This is a genomic window from uncultured Thiothrix sp. (genome assembly GCF_937876535.1).
Classification (GTDB): Bacteria; Pseudomonadota; Gammaproteobacteria; order Thiotrichales; family Thiotrichaceae; genus Thiolinea.
The window spans coordinates 118,181-138,237 of sequence record NZ_CALFHZ010000009.1; the positions used below are offsets into that span (position 1 = coordinate 118,181).

16 protein-coding genes and 1 pseudogene are annotated in these 20,057 nt (G+C 44.0%); 3 read left to right on the forward strand and 14 right to left on the reverse strand.

The window, feature by feature from the left end; translation table 11 throughout:
• Positions 1–25: 25 nt before the first annotated feature.
• The 6 genes and pseudogenes from avd to Q0230_RS06070 all read right to left on the reverse strand — a co-directional run bounded on the left by avd (position 26) and on the right by Q0230_RS06070 (position 5,471).
• Positions 26–358, reverse strand: coding sequence for a diversity-generating retroelement protein Avd (gene avd / locus Q0230_RS06050; RefSeq protein ID WP_298608948.1), 333 nt, complete (start codon positions 356–358; stop codon positions 26–28).
• Positions 355–1,428, reverse strand: a complete 1,074-nt coding sequence (locus tag Q0230_RS06055) for a reverse transcriptase domain-containing protein (RefSeq protein WP_298608949.1) — start codon at positions 1,426–1,428, stop codon at positions 355–357. Before Q0230_RS06055 ends, avd begins: the two co-directional genes overlap by 4 nt.
• A 120-nt stretch (positions 1,429–1,548) precedes the next feature.
• On the reverse strand, positions 1,549–4,473 hold the full coding sequence (locus Q0230_RS06060; RefSeq protein ID WP_298608950.1) for an SUMF1/EgtB/PvdO family nonheme iron enzyme: 2,925 nt from the start codon (positions 4,471–4,473) through the stop codon (positions 1,549–1,551).
• A 152-nt stretch (positions 4,474–4,625) separates the two neighbouring features.
• Positions 4,626–4,760, reverse strand: a pseudogene (locus Q0230_RS19675) (formylglycine-generating enzyme family protein); the annotation flags it as partial.
• 148 nt (positions 4,761–4,908) lie between these two features.
• Positions 4,909–5,271, reverse strand: a complete 363-nt coding sequence (locus Q0230_RS06065; protein WP_298608951.1) for a DUF2809 domain-containing protein — start codon at positions 5,269–5,271, stop codon at positions 4,909–4,911.
• A gap of 23 nt (positions 5,272–5,294) precedes the next feature.
• On the reverse strand, positions 5,295–5,471 hold the full coding sequence (locus Q0230_RS06070) for a hypothetical protein (protein ID WP_298608952.1): 177 nt from the start codon (positions 5,469–5,471) through the stop codon (positions 5,295–5,297).
• A 175-nt stretch (positions 5,472–5,646) separates the two neighbouring features.
• On the opposite strand from Q0230_RS06070, the gene betI reads away from it, so the two are divergent.
• Positions 5,647–6,261 carry a transcriptional regulator BetI gene (gene betI / locus Q0230_RS06075; RefSeq protein WP_298608953.1) on the forward strand — a complete coding sequence of 205 codons (615 nt, stop codon included), beginning with the start codon at positions 5,647–5,649 and terminating at the stop codon, positions 6,259–6,261.
• On the opposite strand, the gene recB is transcribed toward betI, so the two are convergent.
• The 8 genes from recB to Q0230_RS06115 form a co-directional block, all read right to left on the reverse strand.
• Positions 6,248–9,820 carry an exodeoxyribonuclease V subunit beta gene (gene recB, locus Q0230_RS06080; protein WP_298608954.1) on the reverse strand — a complete coding sequence of 1,191 codons (3,573 nt, stop codon included), beginning with the start codon at positions 9,818–9,820 and terminating at the stop codon, positions 6,248–6,250. The two genes, betI and recB, sit on opposite strands and share 14 nt — an antisense overlap.
• A 238-nt stretch (positions 9,821–10,058) precedes the next feature.
• Positions 10,059–10,502 carry a hypothetical protein gene (locus Q0230_RS06085; RefSeq protein WP_298608955.1) on the reverse strand — a complete coding sequence of 148 codons (444 nt, stop codon included), beginning with the start codon at positions 10,500–10,502 and terminating at the stop codon, positions 10,059–10,061.
• A 3-nt stretch (positions 10,503–10,505) separates the two neighbouring features.
• Positions 10,506–11,252 carry an S-methyl-5'-thioinosine phosphorylase gene (locus Q0230_RS06090; protein ID WP_298608956.1) on the reverse strand — a complete coding sequence of 249 codons (747 nt, stop codon included), beginning with the start codon at positions 11,250–11,252 and terminating at the stop codon, positions 10,506–10,508.
• 44 nt (positions 11,253–11,296) lie between these two features.
• Positions 11,297–12,316, reverse strand: a complete 1,020-nt coding sequence (nagZ, locus tag Q0230_RS06095; protein ID WP_298608957.1) for a beta-N-acetylhexosaminidase — start codon at positions 12,314–12,316, stop codon at positions 11,297–11,299.
• Between the two features lie 75 nt (positions 12,317–12,391).
• Complete coding sequence (locus tag Q0230_RS06100) at positions 12,392–14,011, reverse strand: GMC family oxidoreductase (RefSeq protein ID WP_298608958.1); 1,620 nt, start codon at positions 14,009–14,011, stop codon at positions 12,392–12,394.
• 66 nt (positions 14,012–14,077) lie between these two features.
• A complete protein-coding gene (locus Q0230_RS06105) occupies positions 14,078–14,341 on the reverse strand; it encodes a FeoC-like transcriptional regulator (protein WP_298608959.1) in 264 nt (87 codons plus the stop codon).
• Positions 14,342–14,344: 3 nt separating this feature from the next.
• Positions 14,345–16,633, reverse strand: a complete 2,289-nt coding sequence (feoB, locus tag Q0230_RS06110) for a Fe(2+) transporter permease subunit FeoB (protein WP_298608960.1) — start codon at positions 16,631–16,633, stop codon at positions 14,345–14,347.
• A gap of 1 nt (position 16,634) precedes the next feature.
• Positions 16,635–16,874, reverse strand: a complete 240-nt coding sequence (locus Q0230_RS06115) for a ferrous iron transport protein A (protein WP_298608961.1) — start codon at positions 16,872–16,874, stop codon at positions 16,635–16,637.
• 232 nt (positions 16,875–17,106) lie between these two features.
• Between Q0230_RS06115 and Q0230_RS06120 the strand changes: the two genes are divergently transcribed.
• Entirely contained in the window at positions 17,107–19,296 is a 2,190-nt protein-coding gene (locus tag Q0230_RS06120) for an SdrD B-like domain-containing protein (RefSeq protein WP_298608962.1), read from the forward strand.
• Between the two features lie 95 nt (positions 19,297–19,391).
• Complete coding sequence (locus Q0230_RS06125) at positions 19,392–20,024, forward strand: hypothetical protein (protein WP_298608963.1); 633 nt, start codon at positions 19,392–19,394, stop codon at positions 20,022–20,024.
• Positions 20,025–20,057 lie beyond the last annotated feature (33 nt).

The following is a 20,057-nucleotide window of genomic DNA, read 5'->3' on the forward strand; positions in this document are numbered from 1 at the left end:
CGCTAATTTGCATGGTTTTTATGAGCTATCTGGTTAGTTTTACCCATGCTCCTAGCAATCGGCCGATCTCTTCCACCGCATGACTGGCATATTCAAAACGACGGGTATCCAGTAGTTTTAGATCATGGCTTAAGCGTAAGTAAAATCGCAGATGCTTGAGTTTTAAATCGGCTTGTTTTAAGGCTGCTGTTTGTTGTGTCTTATCGGTGGCTTGGTAAATAGACTCCATAAAATCTAACACCGTATTTTGCAGACGTTCAGCTACTACAAAACGTTGTTCACGCGGGAATTTTAAGGTGTGGGGAATCAACCATTGAATAAAATCATAAGTTTTGGCAAATAAAGGTGATTCTTTCATGCTACAACGGGCAAAGGAATAGGTGTGTTAAACAAACTTTGGCGCAGTCCCCAAGTATCTGCCTTAGACACGTGAGCTATCCAAGCTTGGACGCGCAGGTTTAAATCAGTATAGCTTAATTCGCCCCGAGCATAAGCGCGGTAATTACGTTGTAGACGACGTTGAAAATTAACTCCATTTTTTCGTTTTAATAAACGATGATCTGGATAAAGGCGGAAACCAAGAAAAGGCAGACCGCTGTTCACCGGATAAACAGTGCTAGACTTTTCATGTAGGCTTAAACGTAAGCCATAGAGATATTCGCGGATGGCCGTTTTCCATTGCCACAGTTGGTGTTTATTATCAGCGAACAGAAGAAAATCATCGACATAGCGGACATAAGCACCGCAATGCAATGTGCGCTTCACAAATTGGTCAAGCTCGTTGAGATAAACATTAGCCCAGTATTGGCTGGTCAGATTACCAATGGGTAAACCGCGTGGGCGACTTGCTGCTAATAAATCATCCTGTGGAAAATACACCATCTGGTATTCGTCCTGATGTATTTCTGCACCACTTTTAATAATCTGACGCATTAACCAACGTAGTTTTTCGTCGATAATTTTACGGTTGAGTAAGCTTTCCAAAATAGCATGGTCAATACTGGGGAAAAACTGGCGTAAATCGCATTGCAACACATAGGGATAGTGACGCATGTAAGCTTGTGCTTTATCCAATGCAACATGAGTACCTTTTCCTTTACGATTAGCATAGGAGTCGGCAATAAAGGTATTTTCAAACAATGTTTCTGTGACATTGTAAAGGGCATGATGCACGACTCGATCACGAAAAATTGCTGCGGAGACCAAACGTTTTTTAGGGTCACGAATATGAAAAGAATAGTAGGGGCTGGGCTGCCATGTTTGTTGTTCTAAATCGCGTTGTAAGCGAATTAATTCATCAGGTAGGTTCATTTCAAAACTAGCGACCGAGGGGTGTTTGCGTTTGCCTTTTGCTGCCTTACGCCACGCCTGATATAAATTTTCAAAGCTGGTCAGTTGCGGATAAAGATTATCAAAGACTTTAGGCATTCTATTCTCTTAAAAAATTTTCGTGCCGCTTCGCGGCATTGGTGCGTACCTTCACAGACCTCGTACTTAAAACAACAACATAGCAGAAATCAGTAAGCAGTATTCAGAAAGCAAAAGCAATCAGGGACAATTCACAATCCGAAAACCCAGAATGCTGCTCCGAATGAGTGGAAGAAACCTGTTGCGAACCGCACACCGCAGATTGACGGTGAGATAGTCCCAAGAACCGCCGCGAATAATACGAAACTCCATAGGGTCTAATTGGTTGCGTTGAGCTTGCTGTTTCTGCCATTGAGTATAGGTAAAATCAGGTGAATTAAAGTTTTTACCCCAGCGACTACTCGTCCATTCCCAAACATTACCACTCATATCATACAAACCAAATACTAGGCTTGGTGGAAATAAACCAACCGCTGAGCTGCGTTGAATCCCCGTATTGTCATAGTTACCAAGCTGCTTATCTGCATCCATCCCCCAAGCGTACTGCAAGGAGGTCTGTCCTCGTGCAGCATATTCCCATTCCTCTTCACTGGGTAAGCGAATGCGGCTACTGGGCATAAAACCTTCCGGCTTCACGGCTGCTCCTAACTCATTCAACCAAAGACTATAGGCCAACGCTTCAAACCATGACACGCCAACCACTGGATGGTTATCCAGATTCCATTGCTTATCTGTCCAATAATAGGGCTGTCGACGTTCAGTGTCATTCGTTAGCCAATAGCGATAATTCTCTTGATAGTCCTCAGCTATTGTTTTAAGTAAAGTCTCATCCAGTGCTGCAGTACCACTTAACCATTGGCTGGCTGCTGCTGGGAGTTTTTCCCGCCAGAAGGTTGAATCTTCATATAAACCGGCTTCCAAAAAACAGCGATATTGCGCATTGGTGATGGGTGAGCGACTAATATAAAACTCAGGCAAATGGACAGTATGCACAGGTTTTTCATCCTCATAACCTTCATCGCCCTGTGTTCCCATCAAGAATGAACCTGCCGGAATCTTGACCCAATCAATATCAGGGAGCGTATGGCGTTTGCCTTGGCGTTCACGATAGAGTGGCTCAGCATTTTGCTTTTTGATGGTAATGCCTGAACGCGGGTCGCCGACTTCACTTAAAATTCGTCCGGCTTTAGCCCGTTGTAATAAGTCTAGAGTTGGGTTTTGCATCAATTGAATTAAATGCTCTTTAATCGCTAGCGTCATCCGATTCCCCAGTTGGGATGCGCCGACATCAATTAAAACCTCCCCCACAAATAAGCCATGTTCTGGCTCAGGGCTGTCGAGTAAAAATTGCAAAATTTGATTAGCTTTTTCACGTTCGGTTTTCAAAACTGCAATCACACCCATCGCCAATAATAGCGTTTCTTTCCATTGCTTCGGCTGTTGTAAATACTGAGGAATTTTTACCTTTAGCTGGGTTATATCTGCTTTTGCTAGGGCAAATCCTGCCAAATATTCTTCAAAAGTCAGATGGATAAAACCATATTGCTGATAGCCGCGCTCGATTAATAAATTGGAATGCTCATGCACAGATTGCAAAAATGCTTTAGCCTGTCGATCTGCATCAGCACGATTGTAATTATCCTCTTGATAATGTTGGCCTAGGTATTGTTGCATGGCTTCTTCGGCAATTAAGCCCTGCTGAGGATTTGTTTCGCGTAAATGTAAAGCTAATTTGGCTAATAAAGCGTAAACAGCCGCATCTTCTTCCACCACCCCAATCGGCGCACCATCTAAATTGCGACTGCGGTTCCAACTGCGCAATAAAGTATCCATATATAATTCATATAATTTTACCCGCCGATCAGGTAAGTTCACTCCTTGACGCTTAATCAAGGCCAACAAGGAAGATAACAATGGATTACCTGCTAAGCGTCTAATACCTTTATTGTTTTCATCGCCCACCACAGCCATGAGTGCTTTACATTCTGTATCCGCTTTTTGGCGAGCCAATGCATGGTCTTCGCCTCCCGACCATGCTTGCTCAGCCGCCCAAGTAAATTTTCTGTAAAACTGTTCAATTTCCTGCACATTCCAATCATTGATGGCAAGCGTTTGCCAACGTGGATCACTCAAGGGAAAATCACGATAACCGACAAAACGGCTAGTCACTACAATCCGATTAGCAGTTTTACGTTTGGTAGCTGGATCAGGAATCCATGTCCGCACAAACTGTTCAACTTGCTGTACCACTTGCCCACGATTACTACCTACTTCATCCAAACCGTCCAGTAAGACAAAGGCTTTTTCATCACTTAAAGCCTGCTGAAATAACTGTTGTAAACCCGCTTCACTTAACTGCGGGCGTTTACTATGAAAATAAGCAGGTAAGAAGTTTTCTAAACTCACTCCCTGATTAGCTAAGGCAGCACTATAAGCATTGAGTGGCAATAGAATCGGCAAAACCTTTTTCTTTTGTTGCGCAATAGTTAATGCCATATATTTCAGACTGGTTGATTTGCCACTCCCTGGGTCACCTAAAATCACTAGCGCAGGCTGCTGTTCTAACCATTTTTCAATACCGATTGCTTCTTGTTCGGCACGTTCTGCGGCTTGTTCTATTTCAGTAGGTACTTCTTCACCTGCATGCGCTTTAGTGCCACAAAAAAACCGCCCACCCAAACGATACCAAGTTTCACCGCTAGGCAAATCTAAACGCGCTCGCAAAGGCACATAAACGGATTCCAAGCTTAGACCACTACTGTTTCTGACGGCCTCAGTGACTTTCTCAATACCTTTAAAATCAAGATATTTATAAGACTCAGTAATATATCGATGATATTCTTGTAAAAGCTTTGAGGAGACTTCTGGTTGATCAGAGCGCCAAAACCACGCCGAAAATGCCCAAATTGTGCCAATAACTACCGCTAGAGCGGTTCCTCCATCCGCTAAAATGCCTGTCCATTTGTTAATTTTATCAAGCTTTGCATCATCAAAGCCCCATAACTGCTGTACCCAATCAGCTAGAAGAGTGGAATTTTTAGAAATGAGCCAGAGCAATCCTACTACTAAAATAATAAAGATCAGGGGTTTGATTAATCTTTGCATTCAAGAGCCTCAATAAAGACCCCACACCGCGCCACTTAAAGCAGGATGTGGGGTAGTTTTGCTATTTGACCGACTGACCAACAGTGCGATCAGGACTAGAGCAAGTTGGTTTAAACCTAGTCGCACCGTTGGCTATCCTTAAATAAACCAATCTACCAGCGACCAGCCCTAAACTCTGGACAATTCACAATCCGAAAACCCAGATTGTTGTTCCGATTGTGTGGATGATTCCTGTTGCGAACCGCACACCGCAGATTGTCGGTGTTATTGTTCCAAGAACCGCCGTGAACTGCTCTAGCCCTAAGGCAGCATAACGATAAACAGCGAAAAAATCTGCGCGTGCTTTTGAAATATTTATTTTATTAGATAAAGCTTAATCAATGGATTAGCTAAAAAAGCTTAGCCAACTAAACTTCAGAAAGTTTAAATTTTTTGTTACAAACTTGTATTCGATGGGTATTTTAGATACTTAACCAGCACATAAACACTTAAACAGCCGAGTGCATACATCAAAATATCCTCCCAACTAAAGCTCGTGCCTAGCATAATGCGCGCGGCTCCGGTTAGTTCTAGCCGATCAGCCAGTTGAAAGAACTGTGCTATTTCAATCAGGCAGGCAAAAATAAACACACCTAGTGCGAGCCGTTTAGGCTCAAGTTTCCAGAAGGCGAGCACACTGCAATAGACTAGAATCACCACTAGAAAATCGCCAAAATAAGCGCGAATAAAATGGTAGTCCTTCAATTTAGTCGCAATTAACACTTCACCCAAAAATAGCAGGCTAGCTGCTATAAACATTGGTAAATGAAAGCGCATCAGTCTTAGTTACGTGCAGGTGGGCAAAAACCAAGAAAGTCGGGTTTGGCACAAGGCTGGGGTTGGTTTTTCCATTGCTTGCAATGACCGAAAGCATCAGCACGTTCACAATCAGGGTGAGTATTAGCACAAGCAGTGAGGCAGCTTAAGCAAATTATCCAGCTCATGATTATTTTGCTCATTTTGATAGCTCCTTGAAGTGAATTAAACCTAAAACCACAGGATAGGCTGTATGTTTGCAAAACTAATGCACGGATTCAGTAAGCTTTGTGGCTACCTGATATCCATTTCCTGCTAGGCTATTGACTGAACAGTCAATCAACCCTAAGCTATAATCCCAAGTTGATGGAGATAGCCATGAGCGCTCATAAAATATCTGAACGCTTCACTTTTGGTGAGTTGACAGAAGAATCAACACCTCTGCGTATTATGCATTCCGCTCTGGAAGAAATCAGCACGAATGGCTTAAGTGGCCTCACGACTAAAGGTATTAGTCAACGCGCCAATTTGTCTACTGGCATTATCCATCACTATTTTGATACTAAAGATAATCTAGTTTACGCGGCTTATGTGTATTTAGTGCGCGATCTGCATCAATCCAGTTTAGCTATTTTTCGCTCAGAATCCGATCCAAAAAAACGCCTACAAGCGATGATCCGCATGAATTTTTCCTCAGTGCATATTTCTCCAGAAGCACGCGATGTTTGGCCGCAGTTTTGGGCGCAAGCGGCACATGATGAGCGTGCTGCGCGCCTATTACGTGTTTATTATCGACGCTTCCAAAGTAATCTAGCCCATGATTTTCGTGCTCTATTAGGTGATCGTCATAAAGCCCAAGAGGCTGCTAATTTATTATTGGCGAGCATTCATGGAGTTTGGTTTGTGCATCGCTTCAGTGATAGCCCGAAACACATGGAGCAAGCAGTCGCTTTAATTGAGCAAAATCTCGAATTATTACTCAAGCACCCATAATAAATTCGAGTGCTTCAATAATTTCTAAATCCGGCTTATGAAAAAAAATTCCCTGATTAGCTTTATCAGGGTGCATCCCACGTAAAAATAAATAGAATACCCCACCAAAATGTGTTTCCCAAGTATAAGCGGCTAAACGTTGTTTTAAATAGCGGTGCAAAGCCACGCAATAAATCAGATATTGTAAATAATAATGCGCATCCGCCATGGCTTGCATCAATTTAGGGGCAGAATAAGCATCCGATTCATCACCCAACCAATTCGATTTGTAATCCACTAGGTAATATTGGCCTTGCCAGCGGAACACTAAATCAATATAGCCTTTCATATAGCCTTTTAAGTCTTGGAACTCCAAACGCTCAAGCGCTGCTCGAATGGGTTGCCAACGGTCATCATTCGGTAAAAAGCGTAGTACCAGTTTGAGTTGTTCGACCTTAAGCTGCTGCACTGGAAAATAAAACTCTAATTCATCTAAGCGATTGTGCTTATCTAAGCAGCTTAGAGAAAAATTAGCTAAAGATGGCAAAGGTGTAATGAGGGCGGGTTGCAAGAGCTTAATTGCCGCAGTTTGCAGCTCTGGACTAAAGCCTTGGCTACGCAAGCCTTTTAAGATCACATTGTCTAATTGATCGACCAAAGGCTGCCGAAAATCAGCCGCTTGCAAGATGCTATGTAAGCAAATCCCTGCACGTGAACCAGTTGGGAAACTGTTTAAATCCAATTGCTGCGGTGCACTACTATACAGTTCAATCGCAGCGGGGCGGTCATAGTCAGGTTTTTCATCATGTGCGCCTTGTGCCAAGCTACTAAAACTACCCACACGCAAGATTGCAGCGAGTGGTTGCTTAAATTCACGGCAATGAAAGCCGGATTGACGGTTTGGTGCTTGATAGACTAGGGTTTCTTGGTCAAAGGGCAAAGGCTCATAGCTAATAGAGCCTTGGGAGCTTACTGCTAAGTCTTGTAAAGCTTGCTGCATTAATTGCTGACGCTGAGCTACTTTATCGGCTTTGCCAATTGTGCAGAGGATGTTTTCACTTGCAGGTAAATGTCCAAATAGCAGCCAAGCGAGTGCGGTATCATAGCTAAAGCTTTTATAGCTAACTGGCGCACTTAAATTCACTATGGTGCAGTGATATTGTGCGCGGGTAATGGCTACATATAATAGCCGCAAATTTTCACTACGTTCCTCAGCGCGTCGAGCCTCTTTAGCGGCTTCGAGATTTAAGCGACTGGCTTGCAAATAACTTTGCTGGCTCAGGGTGTCGTACCAAGCGAACCACTGATTTTTGATCTCGCGTTCTTGGTCGTTCCATAAAAACGGGCAGTAAACAATTTTGTACTGTAACCCCTTACTCTTATGGATCGTGACAATCTGTACTAAATTCTCGTCACTCTCTAGACGCAGTTGATGTTCTTCGCCAGTTTGCTCCGCAGCACGCCTTTGTAGCCAGCGTAAGGTGGTTTGTAGGCTAGGTGCTTGTTTGCGCGTTTCAATATGAATCAGTTCAGCCAAATGCAAGAGATTAGTTAAGCGGCGTTCACCGTCCACATAAGCTAACAGACGAGCACGCACGCCACGTTTATCTAGCCAATCACGGAACATGCGCATAAAGCCGTGCTTTTGCCAGAGATATTGCCAACGGAAGAAGTCCTCTAGTTCAGCATCCAATAACTGTGGATTGGCATCTAGGGCTAATAAAGTTTCGGCCGTCCCACCCATTAATTCAGTAACTAAAGCACGCCGCAATTTGCTGATTTGGCTAGGTTCTACAATCGAACTTAAGACTAAACGTAACTCTTCCGCTTCTTCAGTTTGAAAAACCCCCACTGGCGATTTTTGCACACTAGCAATACCGCAGGCTTGTAAGGCTTCCTTAATCAGGTGTCCTTGACGATGACTGCGGACTAACACGGCAAAATCGCCACTCGTTAAGGCTTGACCGCCAATACTTGCTTGACCTTGCTGAGCTTGAAGCAGCAGGCGCGCAATATCATTCGCGACTGCTTGCGCAACAGCAATTTGAACTTCGCCTAAACTGGCCTCATGTTCAGGCTCACCTTGAAAATCCCAAATCCGCAGCGGTGCAAGTTGCGGTTCACATATCAGTTCATTGCTGACCGTACCACCACTGCTGACGGTTTCATAATCAATGCGTTTTTCATTACGAAAGGGATCCGATGAGCGCGCATACAGTAAATTAAAAGCTTCTAAGAGTTTGGGCTGTGAGCGGAAATTGCGTGCTAGGGTATAGCGTTGGTTGCGTTGCACACTATGGGCAGCTTGCAAATAGGTATAAATATCGGCGCCTCGAAAGCTGTAAATCGCCTGTTTGGGATCGCCGACATAATACACTTGGCCCTGGGTATTACGATAAATCCGTTCAAATACATCATATTGAATCGGGTCCGTATCTTGGAATTCATCGATCAGAGCTACTTGATATTGCTCTGCAACTTGAGCCGCTAGAGCAGGGCGCTGGCGGAGTGCGGTTTGCAAATTCACCAAGAGATCATCAAAGGTTAATTGGCCTTTTAAACGCTTACGTTCCGGCAATTGCTCCCGCAGCCAGACTAGTAAATCATGGCGGAGTTGCTCTAGTGCTAAGATTTGCACTTCGGTCAATTGGGCAAAAGGCTCTAAGAGTTCATCGATTAAATCAAAGAAGCGATGTTTAGGCGGTTCTTGTTTAGCTTTAACTTTGGCGGTAATACGTTTAGCACCAAGTCTCGCGATTAGGTCTTGTTGCTCAGGATTGACTTTCCCAGCTAAGAGTGCGCTCCAAGCAGCTAAGGCTTTTTGCACAGCAGCAGGGCTATAACTAGTTTGGTTTAAGCGTTCTTTATCACTCAGAAGTTTAAGAATAGCTGCTTTGTCTTTAGTCCAAACTAAGCGGGCTTGTTCTAATAAATCTTCATAGCGCTGTTTGATAGTGTTGAATTCGTCTTCTGAACAAGTTTGCGCACAAATTACTTTTAGGTAAGGGCGACCAATAAACTCAGACACTTCCTGCAATAGAGTTTCTGGAGTGATAGCGTTACTACTAAGGACTACAGCGTCCAAAGCATTAGGGCGAACTAAACGTTGCTGCCAAAACTGATCGGCCAATTGCAGCTGTAAATCCGCTTCGCTCGACACTAATTCACTTTCAAAGGGAATACCGACTTCAAAGGCATGTTGCTGCAAAACTCGCTGGCAAAAGCTGTGAATCGTAAAAACGGCTGCCTCATCAAAACTTAATAAAGCGCGCTGCAGATACCACAAGCGTTCAGTATTAGCAGGGTATTGCTCTAATAAAGCTTGGTATTCATGGCTGGCTAATTCAGGTTGCTCATAAGCGGCGACCGCTTCTTTCAAACGGGTACGAATCCGTGAACGTAATTCATCGGTGGCAGCCCGCGTGTAGGTGACTACTAGAATCTTATCGACGGTTAGTAGCTGTTCTAAAATTAGGCGTAGATACAGCAGCGAAATCGTCCAAGTTTTTCCAGTACCCGCACTGGCTTGGATAAGATTTTTGCCACTTAAAGGAAGTCTGAGGGGATCAAGAGCTTGCATCGGCTTATTTTATCGCGTGCAGCCGATAGATACCTAACAATAAAATTTTTTCTGGAGCTGTCAACATTAGAGCGCAGTAAGGCGTTAATAGGGTTAAGCTGGTGTTCAGTAAGCTGTGCGGTTGCATGCAGTTTTGAAAGCTAGCTTTTTCCCGTAGGCACAAGGACGTGCCTGCAGTTCACTCATTTTTGATAGTGTGTTAGTAAATTCTCTTGCCCTTCTGTGTCAAGAAGGGTTTTTAAGCTAGCAAATTTAAGCGCCGCCTTAAGATTTGTGCGTTCACTGCATCCAAATTATCGGGCAGAAAAATAACCACCTGCATTGTTCCTTGCACTTGTAGATGTAAAATTGTCATGAATCTTGAGCTAAAGTGCTGAGCTAATTTAGCGGCTTGCAGTTTTTCTTCAGCTGATAAAATTTCCCAACCGCCCGTTTCTCGCCAAATCAAAGTGCTAAATCTTTGATTGCCTAAACTCAACTGTGCACGCCATTCATAGAAGCTGAGCAGGCTAATCATTAACATTAAGCTCAGTTTCCAAATCCAAGTCAGTGGCATTAAGCCAACACAAATCAGAACGAACAGGTTTATCAGTACTACGAAACCAAGTAGTAGGCGTGAGGGTAGCAAGGGTAAGACTAGTTCTGCTTCAAAAACCTGAGCAGAACTAGCGACAAGGGGCACGAATTAGCAGTCCAATACTTTTAAGAGTTTGCGTAAGCGCTCCATCCCAACAACCAAGTTTTGGTGGATTTCGCTCATGGTAATTTCGCGTGGGGTTTTTCCAGCTGCCCAATTAGCCACGACTGAGCAACTGGCGTAGCTCAAACCCAGCTCTTTAGCTAAAGCCGCTTCAGGCATCGCGGTCATCCCGACGAGATGGCAACCGTCCCCTTCAAGACGCAAAATTTCTGCAGCAGTCTCTAAGCGAGGTCCTTGAGTGACGGCATAAGTCCCACCATCGATCAGATTAATCTGTGCTTGTTGTCCAGCAGCTAATAAGGCTTGACGCAGTTTGGAGCAATACGGTTGGGAAAAATCAATATGCGTGACTGAGGTTAAACCTTCGTCGAAAAAGGTATGCGAGCGGCCATAGGTGTAATCAACTAACTGATTCGGAATGACCAAGGACTGTGGCGTCATTTGTGCAGTAATCCCACCTACAGCACCGACTGCGACTACATTCTTGACCCCAATACTGTGTAGTGCCCAAATATTCGCGCGATAGTTAATGCGATGAGGTGGAATATTATGCGTATAACCGTGGCGAGCAAGAAACACAATGCGTTTTTCGCCAATCACCCCGTGAGTAATTTGCCCAGAAGGTTCGCCATAAGGCGTGTGTACGACTTCGCGATGAATGACTTCTAAACCTTCGATAGCAGTGAGGCCGGTGCCGCCAATCACTGCGAATGCAATTTTCGTTTCGCTCATGCCCTTATCCTATATGTTCTTAGTTTAACTATTGTTAACAGTGCTTAAGCTAAATGGCTAATTTCTTCGACAGCCTGTTGCCAATGGGTTTGCTCTAATAAAGCAGAGCGATTCATGAAGGACTTCCCTAACATTCCATGCAGGCGCTGCGCGGAAGTTTCACAGGTGTGTAGTTTAACTTTATCTAAAATTTCAATAATACCCGCACGCTTATTACAAGCCAGAATCATATCGCAACCTGCGGCTAGTGCAGCCTCAGCCCGCTCTGCATAGCCACCGACAACGCCTGCAGCTTCCATGCTTAAATCATCACTAAAAATCACACCCTCAAACCGAAGTTGACCGCGCAAAATATCTTGTAGCCAAATCCGCGAAAATCCAGCCGGTTGCGTATCCACTTGCTCATAAATGACGTGAGCGGGCATTACCGCATTCAAGCCTTGCTGCATGAGCTGAGCGAAGGGTAAAACATCAGCTTGCATAATTTGTTCTTTGGAACGTAAGTCTAGGGGAATAGCTAAATGCGAATCTGCTTCGACAAAACCATGCCCCGGGAAATGCTTGCCGGTGGAGGCCATGCCTGCTTCACGCATGCCACTGATATAGGCTCCAGCCAGTTCAGCCACAATCTCAGGCTCGCGATGAAAGGCACGATCACCAATGACTTGACTCACCCCATAATTCAAATCCAACACAGGCGCGAAACTAATATCTATATCGACTGCACGCACTTCTGCTGCCATTAACCAGCCCAGGCGATAGGCAAGTTGACGCGCTTCTAGTGGATTTTGTGCATATTGCTCACCCAATTTGGCAATAGCGGGAAGCCGAGTAAATTGCTTGCGAAAACGTTGGACGCGCCCACCTTCGTGATCTACTGCTAGTAACAGAGGGCGTTGTGCGGCCATGCGTACTAATTTCACTAAAGCAGTCAACTGCTGTACCGATTCATAATTGCGCGTGAAAAAAATTACGCCACCAATCGCAGGGTGCGCTAATAAATCGACTTCTTCGGCAGTTAACTCAGTGCCGGTTAAGTCCATCATTAAATTGCCAATCGGCATGAGCTTCAGCTCCTGTCTTAAAATTATTTGCTGAGCTAATTAGTTTAGCGTGATCTGTCTAGAGATGCTGCCGCTTTAAGCGCCTAAGCGATCTTGTAGAATCATTTCTGCTGCTTTCGCCGCTAACATAATGGTTGGGGAGCTGGTATTGCCCGAAGTAATAGTCGGCATAATGGAAGCATCTACCACGCGCAAACCTTGCACACCACGCACTTGTAAACGACTATCAGTGACTGCTGTGGGGTCATCTGTGCGCCCCATTTTGCAAGTCCCGACGGGGTGGAAAATAGTTGTACCAATATTGCCTGCTGCCACTGCCAATTCTTCTTCACTTTGATAATCAGAACCGGGCAAATATTCTTCAGGTTGATAAGGCTGAAGAGCGGCTTGGCTTGCAATTTTTCGGGTTAATTGAATCGCTTTCGCCGCTTTAATCCGATCTGCTTCCGCGGTTAAATAACAAGGTGCAATGAGTGGAGCGCTATTCGGGTCAGCATCGGCAATTTTAATCCAGCCGCGTGAGGCTGGGCGTAAATCACAAACACTAGCGGTAAAGGCTGGGAAATCATGTAAAGGGTCGCCAAATTTATCCAAAGATAAAGGCTGCACATGATATTCCAAATCAGGGGTTGCTAGTGAAGCATCTGAGCGTGCAAATAAGCCAAGTTGGCTCGGAGCCATCGTCAATGGGCCTTTACGCATCAGTGCATATTCCAAACCCATTTTGGCTTTACCTTGCCAAGTATTTGCGGTCTGATTCAGGGTTTGAATCCCTTGCACTTTATAAATACTGCGTAGCTGTAAATGGTCTTGGAGGTTGTTGCCTACACCAGGTAAATTAAGCAGTACAGGAATAGCTTTTTCCTGCAAGAAAGCCGCATCGCCAATGCCAGAACGTTGTAAAATAGCTGGAGAGCCAATGGAACCAGCCGCTAAAATAGTTTCAATTCGACTTTGTGCTTGGCAAAGTTCGCCATTCAAATAAAACTGAATACCTGTAGCGCGTTTATCTTCAAACAGAACTTTATCGCTCAACGCACCAGTTAGAACCAGTAAGTTTTTGCGTCCGCGAGCAGGTTTTAAAAAGCCTCGTGCGGTACTCCAACGCATCCCGAATTTTTGATTGACTTCAAACTGGCTCACACCTTCATTATTGCCAGTATTGAAGTCGATAGTATTAGGAATGCCTGCTTGATTAGCAGCTTCAGCAAAGCGGTCTAAAATATCCCAAGATAAACGCTGCTTAGAAACTTGCCATTCACCATCGACTCCATGAAATTCACTTTCGCCGCGCCAGTAATTTTCAACGGCTTTGAAGTTGGGTAAGACACTTTCCCATGACCAACTAGCATCACCCGTGAGTGCTGCCCACTCATCATAATCACGCGCTTGGCCACGCATATAAATCATCGCATTAATTAAGGTGCTGCCACCCAAACCTTTACCGCGTGCATAAATAATTGAGCGTCCATTTAGACCCGGTTCAGCTTGAGTTGTATAACACCAATCAGTGCGTGGATTATTAATACAGAACAGATAACCCACTGGAATTTTGGTCCAAATCCAGTTTTCATCATTCCCAGCTTCGAGGAGTAATACGCGTAGGGCTTGATTAGCGGATAATCGATTTGCCAGTACACAGCCTGCTGCACCGCCACCGGCAATAATATAATCGAAGCTGCCAAAATCGCGCATAAGGAATTCCTAGTCTTTGGATGGTAGCGCGAGTTTAGCCGAATCTGCCCAAAAAACGGAATGGTTCTAGCTAGATTTTTGCCAGTTAGGAAACCACTGTAAAGGAGTCTCTTTTTTCACCCAAGTATAAAGAGCAGAGCTATTACTATCACAACCACCGCAAGAGCCTGAACCACAACTAGCTGCTTGTGCACGGATCTTGCCTTGGTTTTGCCAATAATGAAGGGCAAATTCTGCCGTATCGGGTGCTATATCAAAATGTATAGCAACGTCTTCTACACTGGCAGTACCGCGTTGTTGCAGGTAGCTACGAATATCTTTCAATAACATAAATTAACCTGCTAAACGTTGCAGAGGATTCAGAGGTAGTTGTTTTTGCCCAACCCGATAAAACCCATAGACGGCTAAACTAAAAGCTAATAAGACTAAGGCTGTCCACCATAAAGACTGTGCAGGGTGGCGAGTAAGCGTGGCGAGCTGGTAAAATAAAGTCGCTGCACCATAAGCTAAGCCAGTATTCCAGGCGACACCCAATACCGCCCAACGCGCCCCAACTTCTCGATACATCGCCCCAGTTGAGGCTACACAAGGGAAGTACATTAAGATAAAGAGTAGATAAGCAAACGCTCCAATTCGGCCATCAAAATAATGATTCATAGTCGTGAACGTGGCATTGCTCACCTCTGCTGGCCGTTCATTTACACTACCCAAATCAAGTGGGTCGCCCAAGTGATTGAGCGCATCCGTGAGATTCACTGGAATAGTCGCTGCTGCATCCTGTAAGCCACCCCACAAGCTATAAGTGTTGGCTGCTTGATTAGCAGGGCTACCATCCATTTGGCTATAAAGCGCATCTAAAGTCCCAACCACCACTTCTTTAGCCAATAAGCCACTTAAGATGCCCACGGTTGCAGGCCAATTCTCTTGTGTAATACCCATGGGATGAAATACAGGTGTGACCGTTTTAGCGGCCGCACTTAACACTGATTTCTCGGTATTTTGGTTACCAAAACTGCCATCGGTACCAATGCTATTCGCGACATTAATAATCATCACCACTAGCACAATAATTTGCCCTGCACCTAGTAAAAAGCCTTTGAGCTTATTCCAAGTATTCAGCAGCACATTCTGTAAACCCGGAATTTGATACGTAGGCATTTCCATCACAAAATGATCCGTGCCGCCACGTAATAAGGTTTTCCGTAGAATATAAGCGGTCAAAATCGCAAAGCCAATCCCAGTCAGATAGAGCAAGAAGACCATATTTTGCCCGCCACCTTGAAAGAAAGCTGCTGCAAATAGAGCATAGACTGCTAAACGTGCCCCACAGGACATAAACGGTGCCATCAAAACAGTGGTAATACGTTCACGCTGACTATCTAAAGTGCGAGTCGCCATAATGGCAGGCACATTGCAGCCAAAACCTATAATCAAGGGTACAAAAGCTTTACCAGATAAGCCCAGTTTGCGCATGAACTGATCCATAACAAAGGCAGCACGCGCCATATAACCGGATTCTTCCAACACGGTTAAAAACAGATATAAAGCCGCAATGATCGGAATGAAAGTGGCCACCACCTGTAATCCACCGCCTAAACCATCCGCTAATAAAGTGGTGAGCCATTCAGGCGTAGCGATGCTGCTGAGTAAATAGCGAGTACCATCCACCGCAATGGTTTGCACACTTTGATCAAAGAAATCAATAAATGCTCCACCCAGATTGATGCTGAATAAAAACAACAGATACATCATCAGCAAGAAAATCGGCAAGCCTGTCCAATTGCCAAGCACCCAACGATCAAGCTTATCGGAAAAGGTGCGGCTTATCTTGCCTTGCTCATGCACTACTTTTTTGGCTAACACAGTTGCTGCATCAAACCGTGCGTCAGCTAATAGAAAATCGAGGGTTTCGTCAGTAGTTGATTCAATTTGCGCCCGTAATTGAGCTGTTGATACTGATGAACTCGTTTGTAAAGCTATTAAAGCAGCTAAGCGATCAACTCCTGTCTGAGTTTGTAATTCATGCAGTGCGCCTTCAATAGCAGGATGGTAGTGTAGTCCTAAGGCTTGAGGTTTAGTTTGATAATGACTAATGGCTTTATAAATAGCCTCTAAACCTTGGTTCTGACGCAGTGATATGGCTACTACGGGGCAGGCTAATTGCTGCTCTAAGTCACGTAAGTTGATTTGCATACCACGCTTTTCGGCCACATCCATCATGTTTAATAACACGATCATGGGCACACCTAGTTCACGTAGCTGCAGGCTTAAATAGAGGCCACGTTCAAGGGTCGTAGCATCCACAATATTTAGATACAGATAATCAGGATTGGCATGCACAAACCCACGAGCAACTTGCTCGTCTGCAGAGGCATCACTTAAATCTAGTGAATACGTGCCGGGGAGGTCAATGACTTGAGCCTCGCGATTTTCAAGCCGGCAAAAACCTTCCTTGCGCTCTACAGTAACCCCTGGCCAATTACCGGTGCGTTGGCGTGTTCCGGTCAAGGCATTAAATAGCGTAGTCTTACCAGCATTCGGGTTGCCAACTAAGGCTAATTTGATCGTATTGGAGTCAACGAGTGTTAGTGAGCTATCCGTATCACAGCAAGGTTTTTGCATTTCAAGCTTGCACCTGAACAAAGATTTGTTGAGTGATACTCCGGCCTAAACTAATACGGTTATTGCCATTACTCAGTACTAAGTCACCTCTGCGATTCCGCAAAACCTCCACCCGTGAACCTTTACCTAAACCCATACCTAATAAACGAATACGTGTTGGATTATCGGTCTGGATTATTTCAATATGTGCGCTATTGAGTTCGGGCAGTTCAGCTAAAGCTAACAGGCGAGAGTAAGTCACGGGGTTGCCTCTTAATGAAAATCATTCTCAGCTATCATAGGTTGGCTCAAACGCAGTTTCAAGATCTACTGACAGAAAATCTTTGGTTGCTCTTAAGTAGCTCTAATTTGTAACAATTAGATAAGTTTTGGTAATAACTAACAAAAAAAGATAACTGGCTAAACTTGCATGCTGAAATAAATGCTCATATTATTAAGATAAATTTTATTTATAAAAATTCTAATCAACTCAAATGACTACTGATTCAGTAAATAGTTCACGCCTGTTAAGTTTGTTCAAAAGCTTGAGCTTAAGCTGTTCCATTAGTATTTTATTTGTTACTTTCTTGCATCCAGCCCTAGCCGCTGAATCAGTTCAAACCTTAGAAATCCAGAATAGCAATGCATCGGTGCAAATTGAGTCAGTCGATGAGTCTCAAGTTGAACAAGAAAAGCTCAAAACTATCCTTGAGAATGCTCCTCCCGCTTACCAAGATAAGGTTATGTCTGCACCTGAACTACTAGAGTTGACAACCGAAGAGGCAGAAGCAGTACCTGAAGGGTTTCAATCCTATTTTGTAGAAACCCGTGCAAATTACACGGATTCAAAAACTAATAAAACTGGGTTACGTAAGACGGGCGATCTAGGACTGCGTTTTGAGTATTTATATGAGACGGCTAGTTTTGGCGATTTAAAGATTCAAGCACAGACCAGTCAGCAAGCAAATAATAAGCAACAACCCAATTTACGCTTTGAAGAGGATGATGCGGATAGTAGTGTTACATTGATTAATAATAATTTATATCTAACTCCAAGTATTGCAGCTGATTCGGCCTTGGGAGATATATCGAGTGAGCTAACGGATGCTTTACGACGCAATTCGCGTTTGTCACTAGGTAGTGACAGTTTGCGTGGTGCCCGTACTCGGATTCGTGGTGAGAAGTTTGATCTGCGTTTAGGTAGTGGCGATCTAGGCGATTTAAAGGGAAGCCCGTATTCAGGTTATCGGCAAACAGATGGACGTTTGTCTTGGCTAGGTGCAAGCCACAAACTGGGTAAAGATTTTGTATTTGGCGTGCAAGTGAATCAAGTTGATAGCTTTAAAAATCCTGTTAACGATAAACCCAAATTAACTAGTGCGGCTCTGGCCTTAAGCTACGATAAGGATGATGAAAATGATAAAAAACTCCGCCTTACTTTACTCAAAAGCCAAAAGAATGCTGCTGAGCAACTCATTGACTCACAAGGGGCGTATTTAGAGGGTAGTTTTCGTGTAGGGCGCTATACCCATGAGTTTGGAGTTTACCGAACTGACCCTGAGCTTTATTTTGGTGACAATTTGCTAAACTCTGATGAGCTAGGAGCTTACTGGCGGTTAGCTCGTCACGGCAGTCAGTTTAGTTTTAGTGCAGGCCTTAGCGTCGATGAGAATAAAGCAAAAGAAAAAGGCCAAAACCAGCAAGCAAAAAAGCTAGGTGTCGATGGCAATGTAAGCTATCGAATAGACCGCAACCACTCATACGGTGGAAGTTTACGTTTACAACAAACTCGTTATGATAATGCAGAGGAAAATGATCAACGTAGTATATATGCCTATGCTTATTATGAATTAATTAATGAAAATTGGGGACGTAGCCGCTTTAGTACCACAGTTCATCGTAATGAAAAAATTGTAGTTAATGATGTAGCAGCAACAGGTGATGAGTTGCAGTGGGAACAAGATTGGTTAGCTAATGCTAATAAAGGATTAAGCGCTCAACCTGAGTTGGTGACTACCTTAGGTTTAGCGCATGACCGTAGTGCGGATGAGACCCAATCTTATCCAACGGCTGGTATAACCGGGCGCTATTGGCCTACACCTGATTGGAGCCTTAGTAGCAGCCTGCGTTATAGTTCAAGTACGGGTAAACTTTCTAATTCTCAAGGTTTAGCAGGTTCAGTTGCAAGTGATTATGTTATTACACCTGGATTAGCCGTAGGTCTTTCCGTAAGCCTGAATCAGGCCAAGGTCGAGCTTGATCGTGATGGTATTAATGAGGCTCAAACTTCCCGTAGCACGGATAAGTCTGCTCAAGTGTATTTACGCTGGGAGGGTAATCGTGGGCGTGAGCATAGTGTAATAGGTAAAAGAACAGTTGGTTCAGCAGGTACAGGTAGTGTTGTTGGTTTTATCTTTTTTGATACCAATCAAGATGGACAACGCCAAGCAGATGAAGCCGGTGTACCCGAGGTAGAGGTTTATTTAGATAGTGGCTATTCAGTAAGAACAGATAAGAATGGCTACTATGAATTTATGCGTGTTGCTACTGGTGAGCATGCGCTTACACTTAACCTGGATACAGTACCGCTTCCTTGGAGTGTGAAGGAAGAGAGTTTAAGTGTAGATGTTTCATTACGAGGGCAAGCTACTGCGAATTTAGCTTTGACTAAAGGAGCCGATTAGCAGCTCGTACTGAACTTGTTGGGACGCATAAGCGTCAAAGTGTCAAGTGTCATAAGTTTTACTTATTAATAAAAATAAATGAAGGAAACCCCAAAATGAAAATTACAACAAATAAGATTTTAGCAGCCTTGATCGCTAGTGGTTTATTAGGAGTAGCGGGCAATACTATCGCAGATAGCTCTTACGGTTACAGTTCATCTGGTGTAGCTGCTAGTAGTATCTCAGCTAAAGCAAGCGTCAAGGTTAATGTGACTGTGCCAGAATTAATTTTGTTAAGAGTAGGCACTGGCAATGTGGTTGATAACGTTAATATTACTGCTACACCTACAGTAGGTGGCATAACAGGTACATTGACAAATGGTAATGACGTGGGTGTAGGTGGTACTACTAATTGGGATGGAACTGCTCCAAATTTCGGTACTTCAGCTACCTCTACAGCAGTTAATGTTTACACTTGGACTAATGCTGATAATGCGAAATTAACTTGTGCAGTCAGTGCAGACACTTTGAACACCATCAACTTAACTAAAGCCAAAATCAAAGTAGCATCAACCACTTTAGCGCATCCTGGTACTAGTACTGCTTGTGGTGCATCTGACTCTACAAACATTACTCGTAATACTTTAATGACAGGTACTTGGACTTATTCGATCGATGCAGCTGATGTGCTCGCTGCCTATGCCGGTACTGCTAGCGAGACTGTGACTTATACAGCAGCGCGTATTTAAAAGGAAAAACTTATGCCCATAGCTCTTTTTAGT

Coding starts and splice junctions, on each gene's coding strand:
- avd (WP_298608948.1), bottom strand. CDS start 358: ATGAAAGAATCACCTTTATTTGCCAAAACTTATGATTTTATTCAATGG.
- Q0230_RS06055 (WP_298608949.1), bottom strand. CDS start 1,428: ATGCCTAAAGTCTTTGATAATCTTTATCCGCAACTGACCAGCTTTGAA.
- Q0230_RS06060 (WP_298608950.1), bottom strand. CDS start 4,473: ATGCAAAGATTAATCAAACCCCTGATCTTTATTATTTTAGTAGTAGGA.
- Q0230_RS06065 (WP_298608951.1), bottom strand. CDS start 5,271: ATGTTTATAGCAGCTAGCCTGCTATTTTTGGGTGAAGTGTTAATTGCG.
- Q0230_RS06070 (WP_298608952.1), bottom strand. CDS start 5,471: ATGAGCAAAATAATCATGAGCTGGATAATTTGCTTAAGCTGCCTCACT.
- betI (WP_298608953.1), top strand. CDS start 5,647: ATGAGCGCTCATAAAATATCTGAACGCTTCACTTTTGGTGAGTTGACA.
- recB (WP_298608954.1), bottom strand. CDS start 9,820: ATGCAAGCTCTTGATCCCCTCAGACTTCCTTTAAGTGGCAAAAATCTT.
- Q0230_RS06090 (WP_298608956.1), bottom strand. CDS start 11,252: ATGAGCGAAACGAAAATTGCATTCGCAGTGATTGGCGGCACCGGCCTC.
- nagZ (WP_298608957.1), bottom strand. CDS start 12,316: ATGCCGATTGGCAATTTAATGATGGACTTAACCGGCACTGAGTTAACT.
- Q0230_RS06100 (WP_298608958.1), bottom strand. CDS start 14,011: ATGCGCGATTTTGGCAGCTTCGATTATATTATTGCCGGTGGCGGTGCA.
- Q0230_RS06105 (WP_298608959.1), bottom strand. CDS start 14,341: ATGTTATTGAAAGATATTCGTAGCTACCTGCAACAACGCGGTACTGCC.
- feoB (WP_298608960.1), bottom strand. CDS start 16,633: ATGCAAAAACCTTGCTGTGATACGGATAGCTCACTAACACTCGTTGAC.
- Q0230_RS06120 (WP_298608962.1), top strand. CDS start 17,107: ATGACTACTGATTCAGTAAATAGTTCACGCCTGTTAAGTTTGTTCAAA.
- Q0230_RS06125 (WP_298608963.1), top strand. CDS start 19,392: ATGAAAATTACAACAAATAAGATTTTAGCAGCCTTGATCGCTAGTGGT.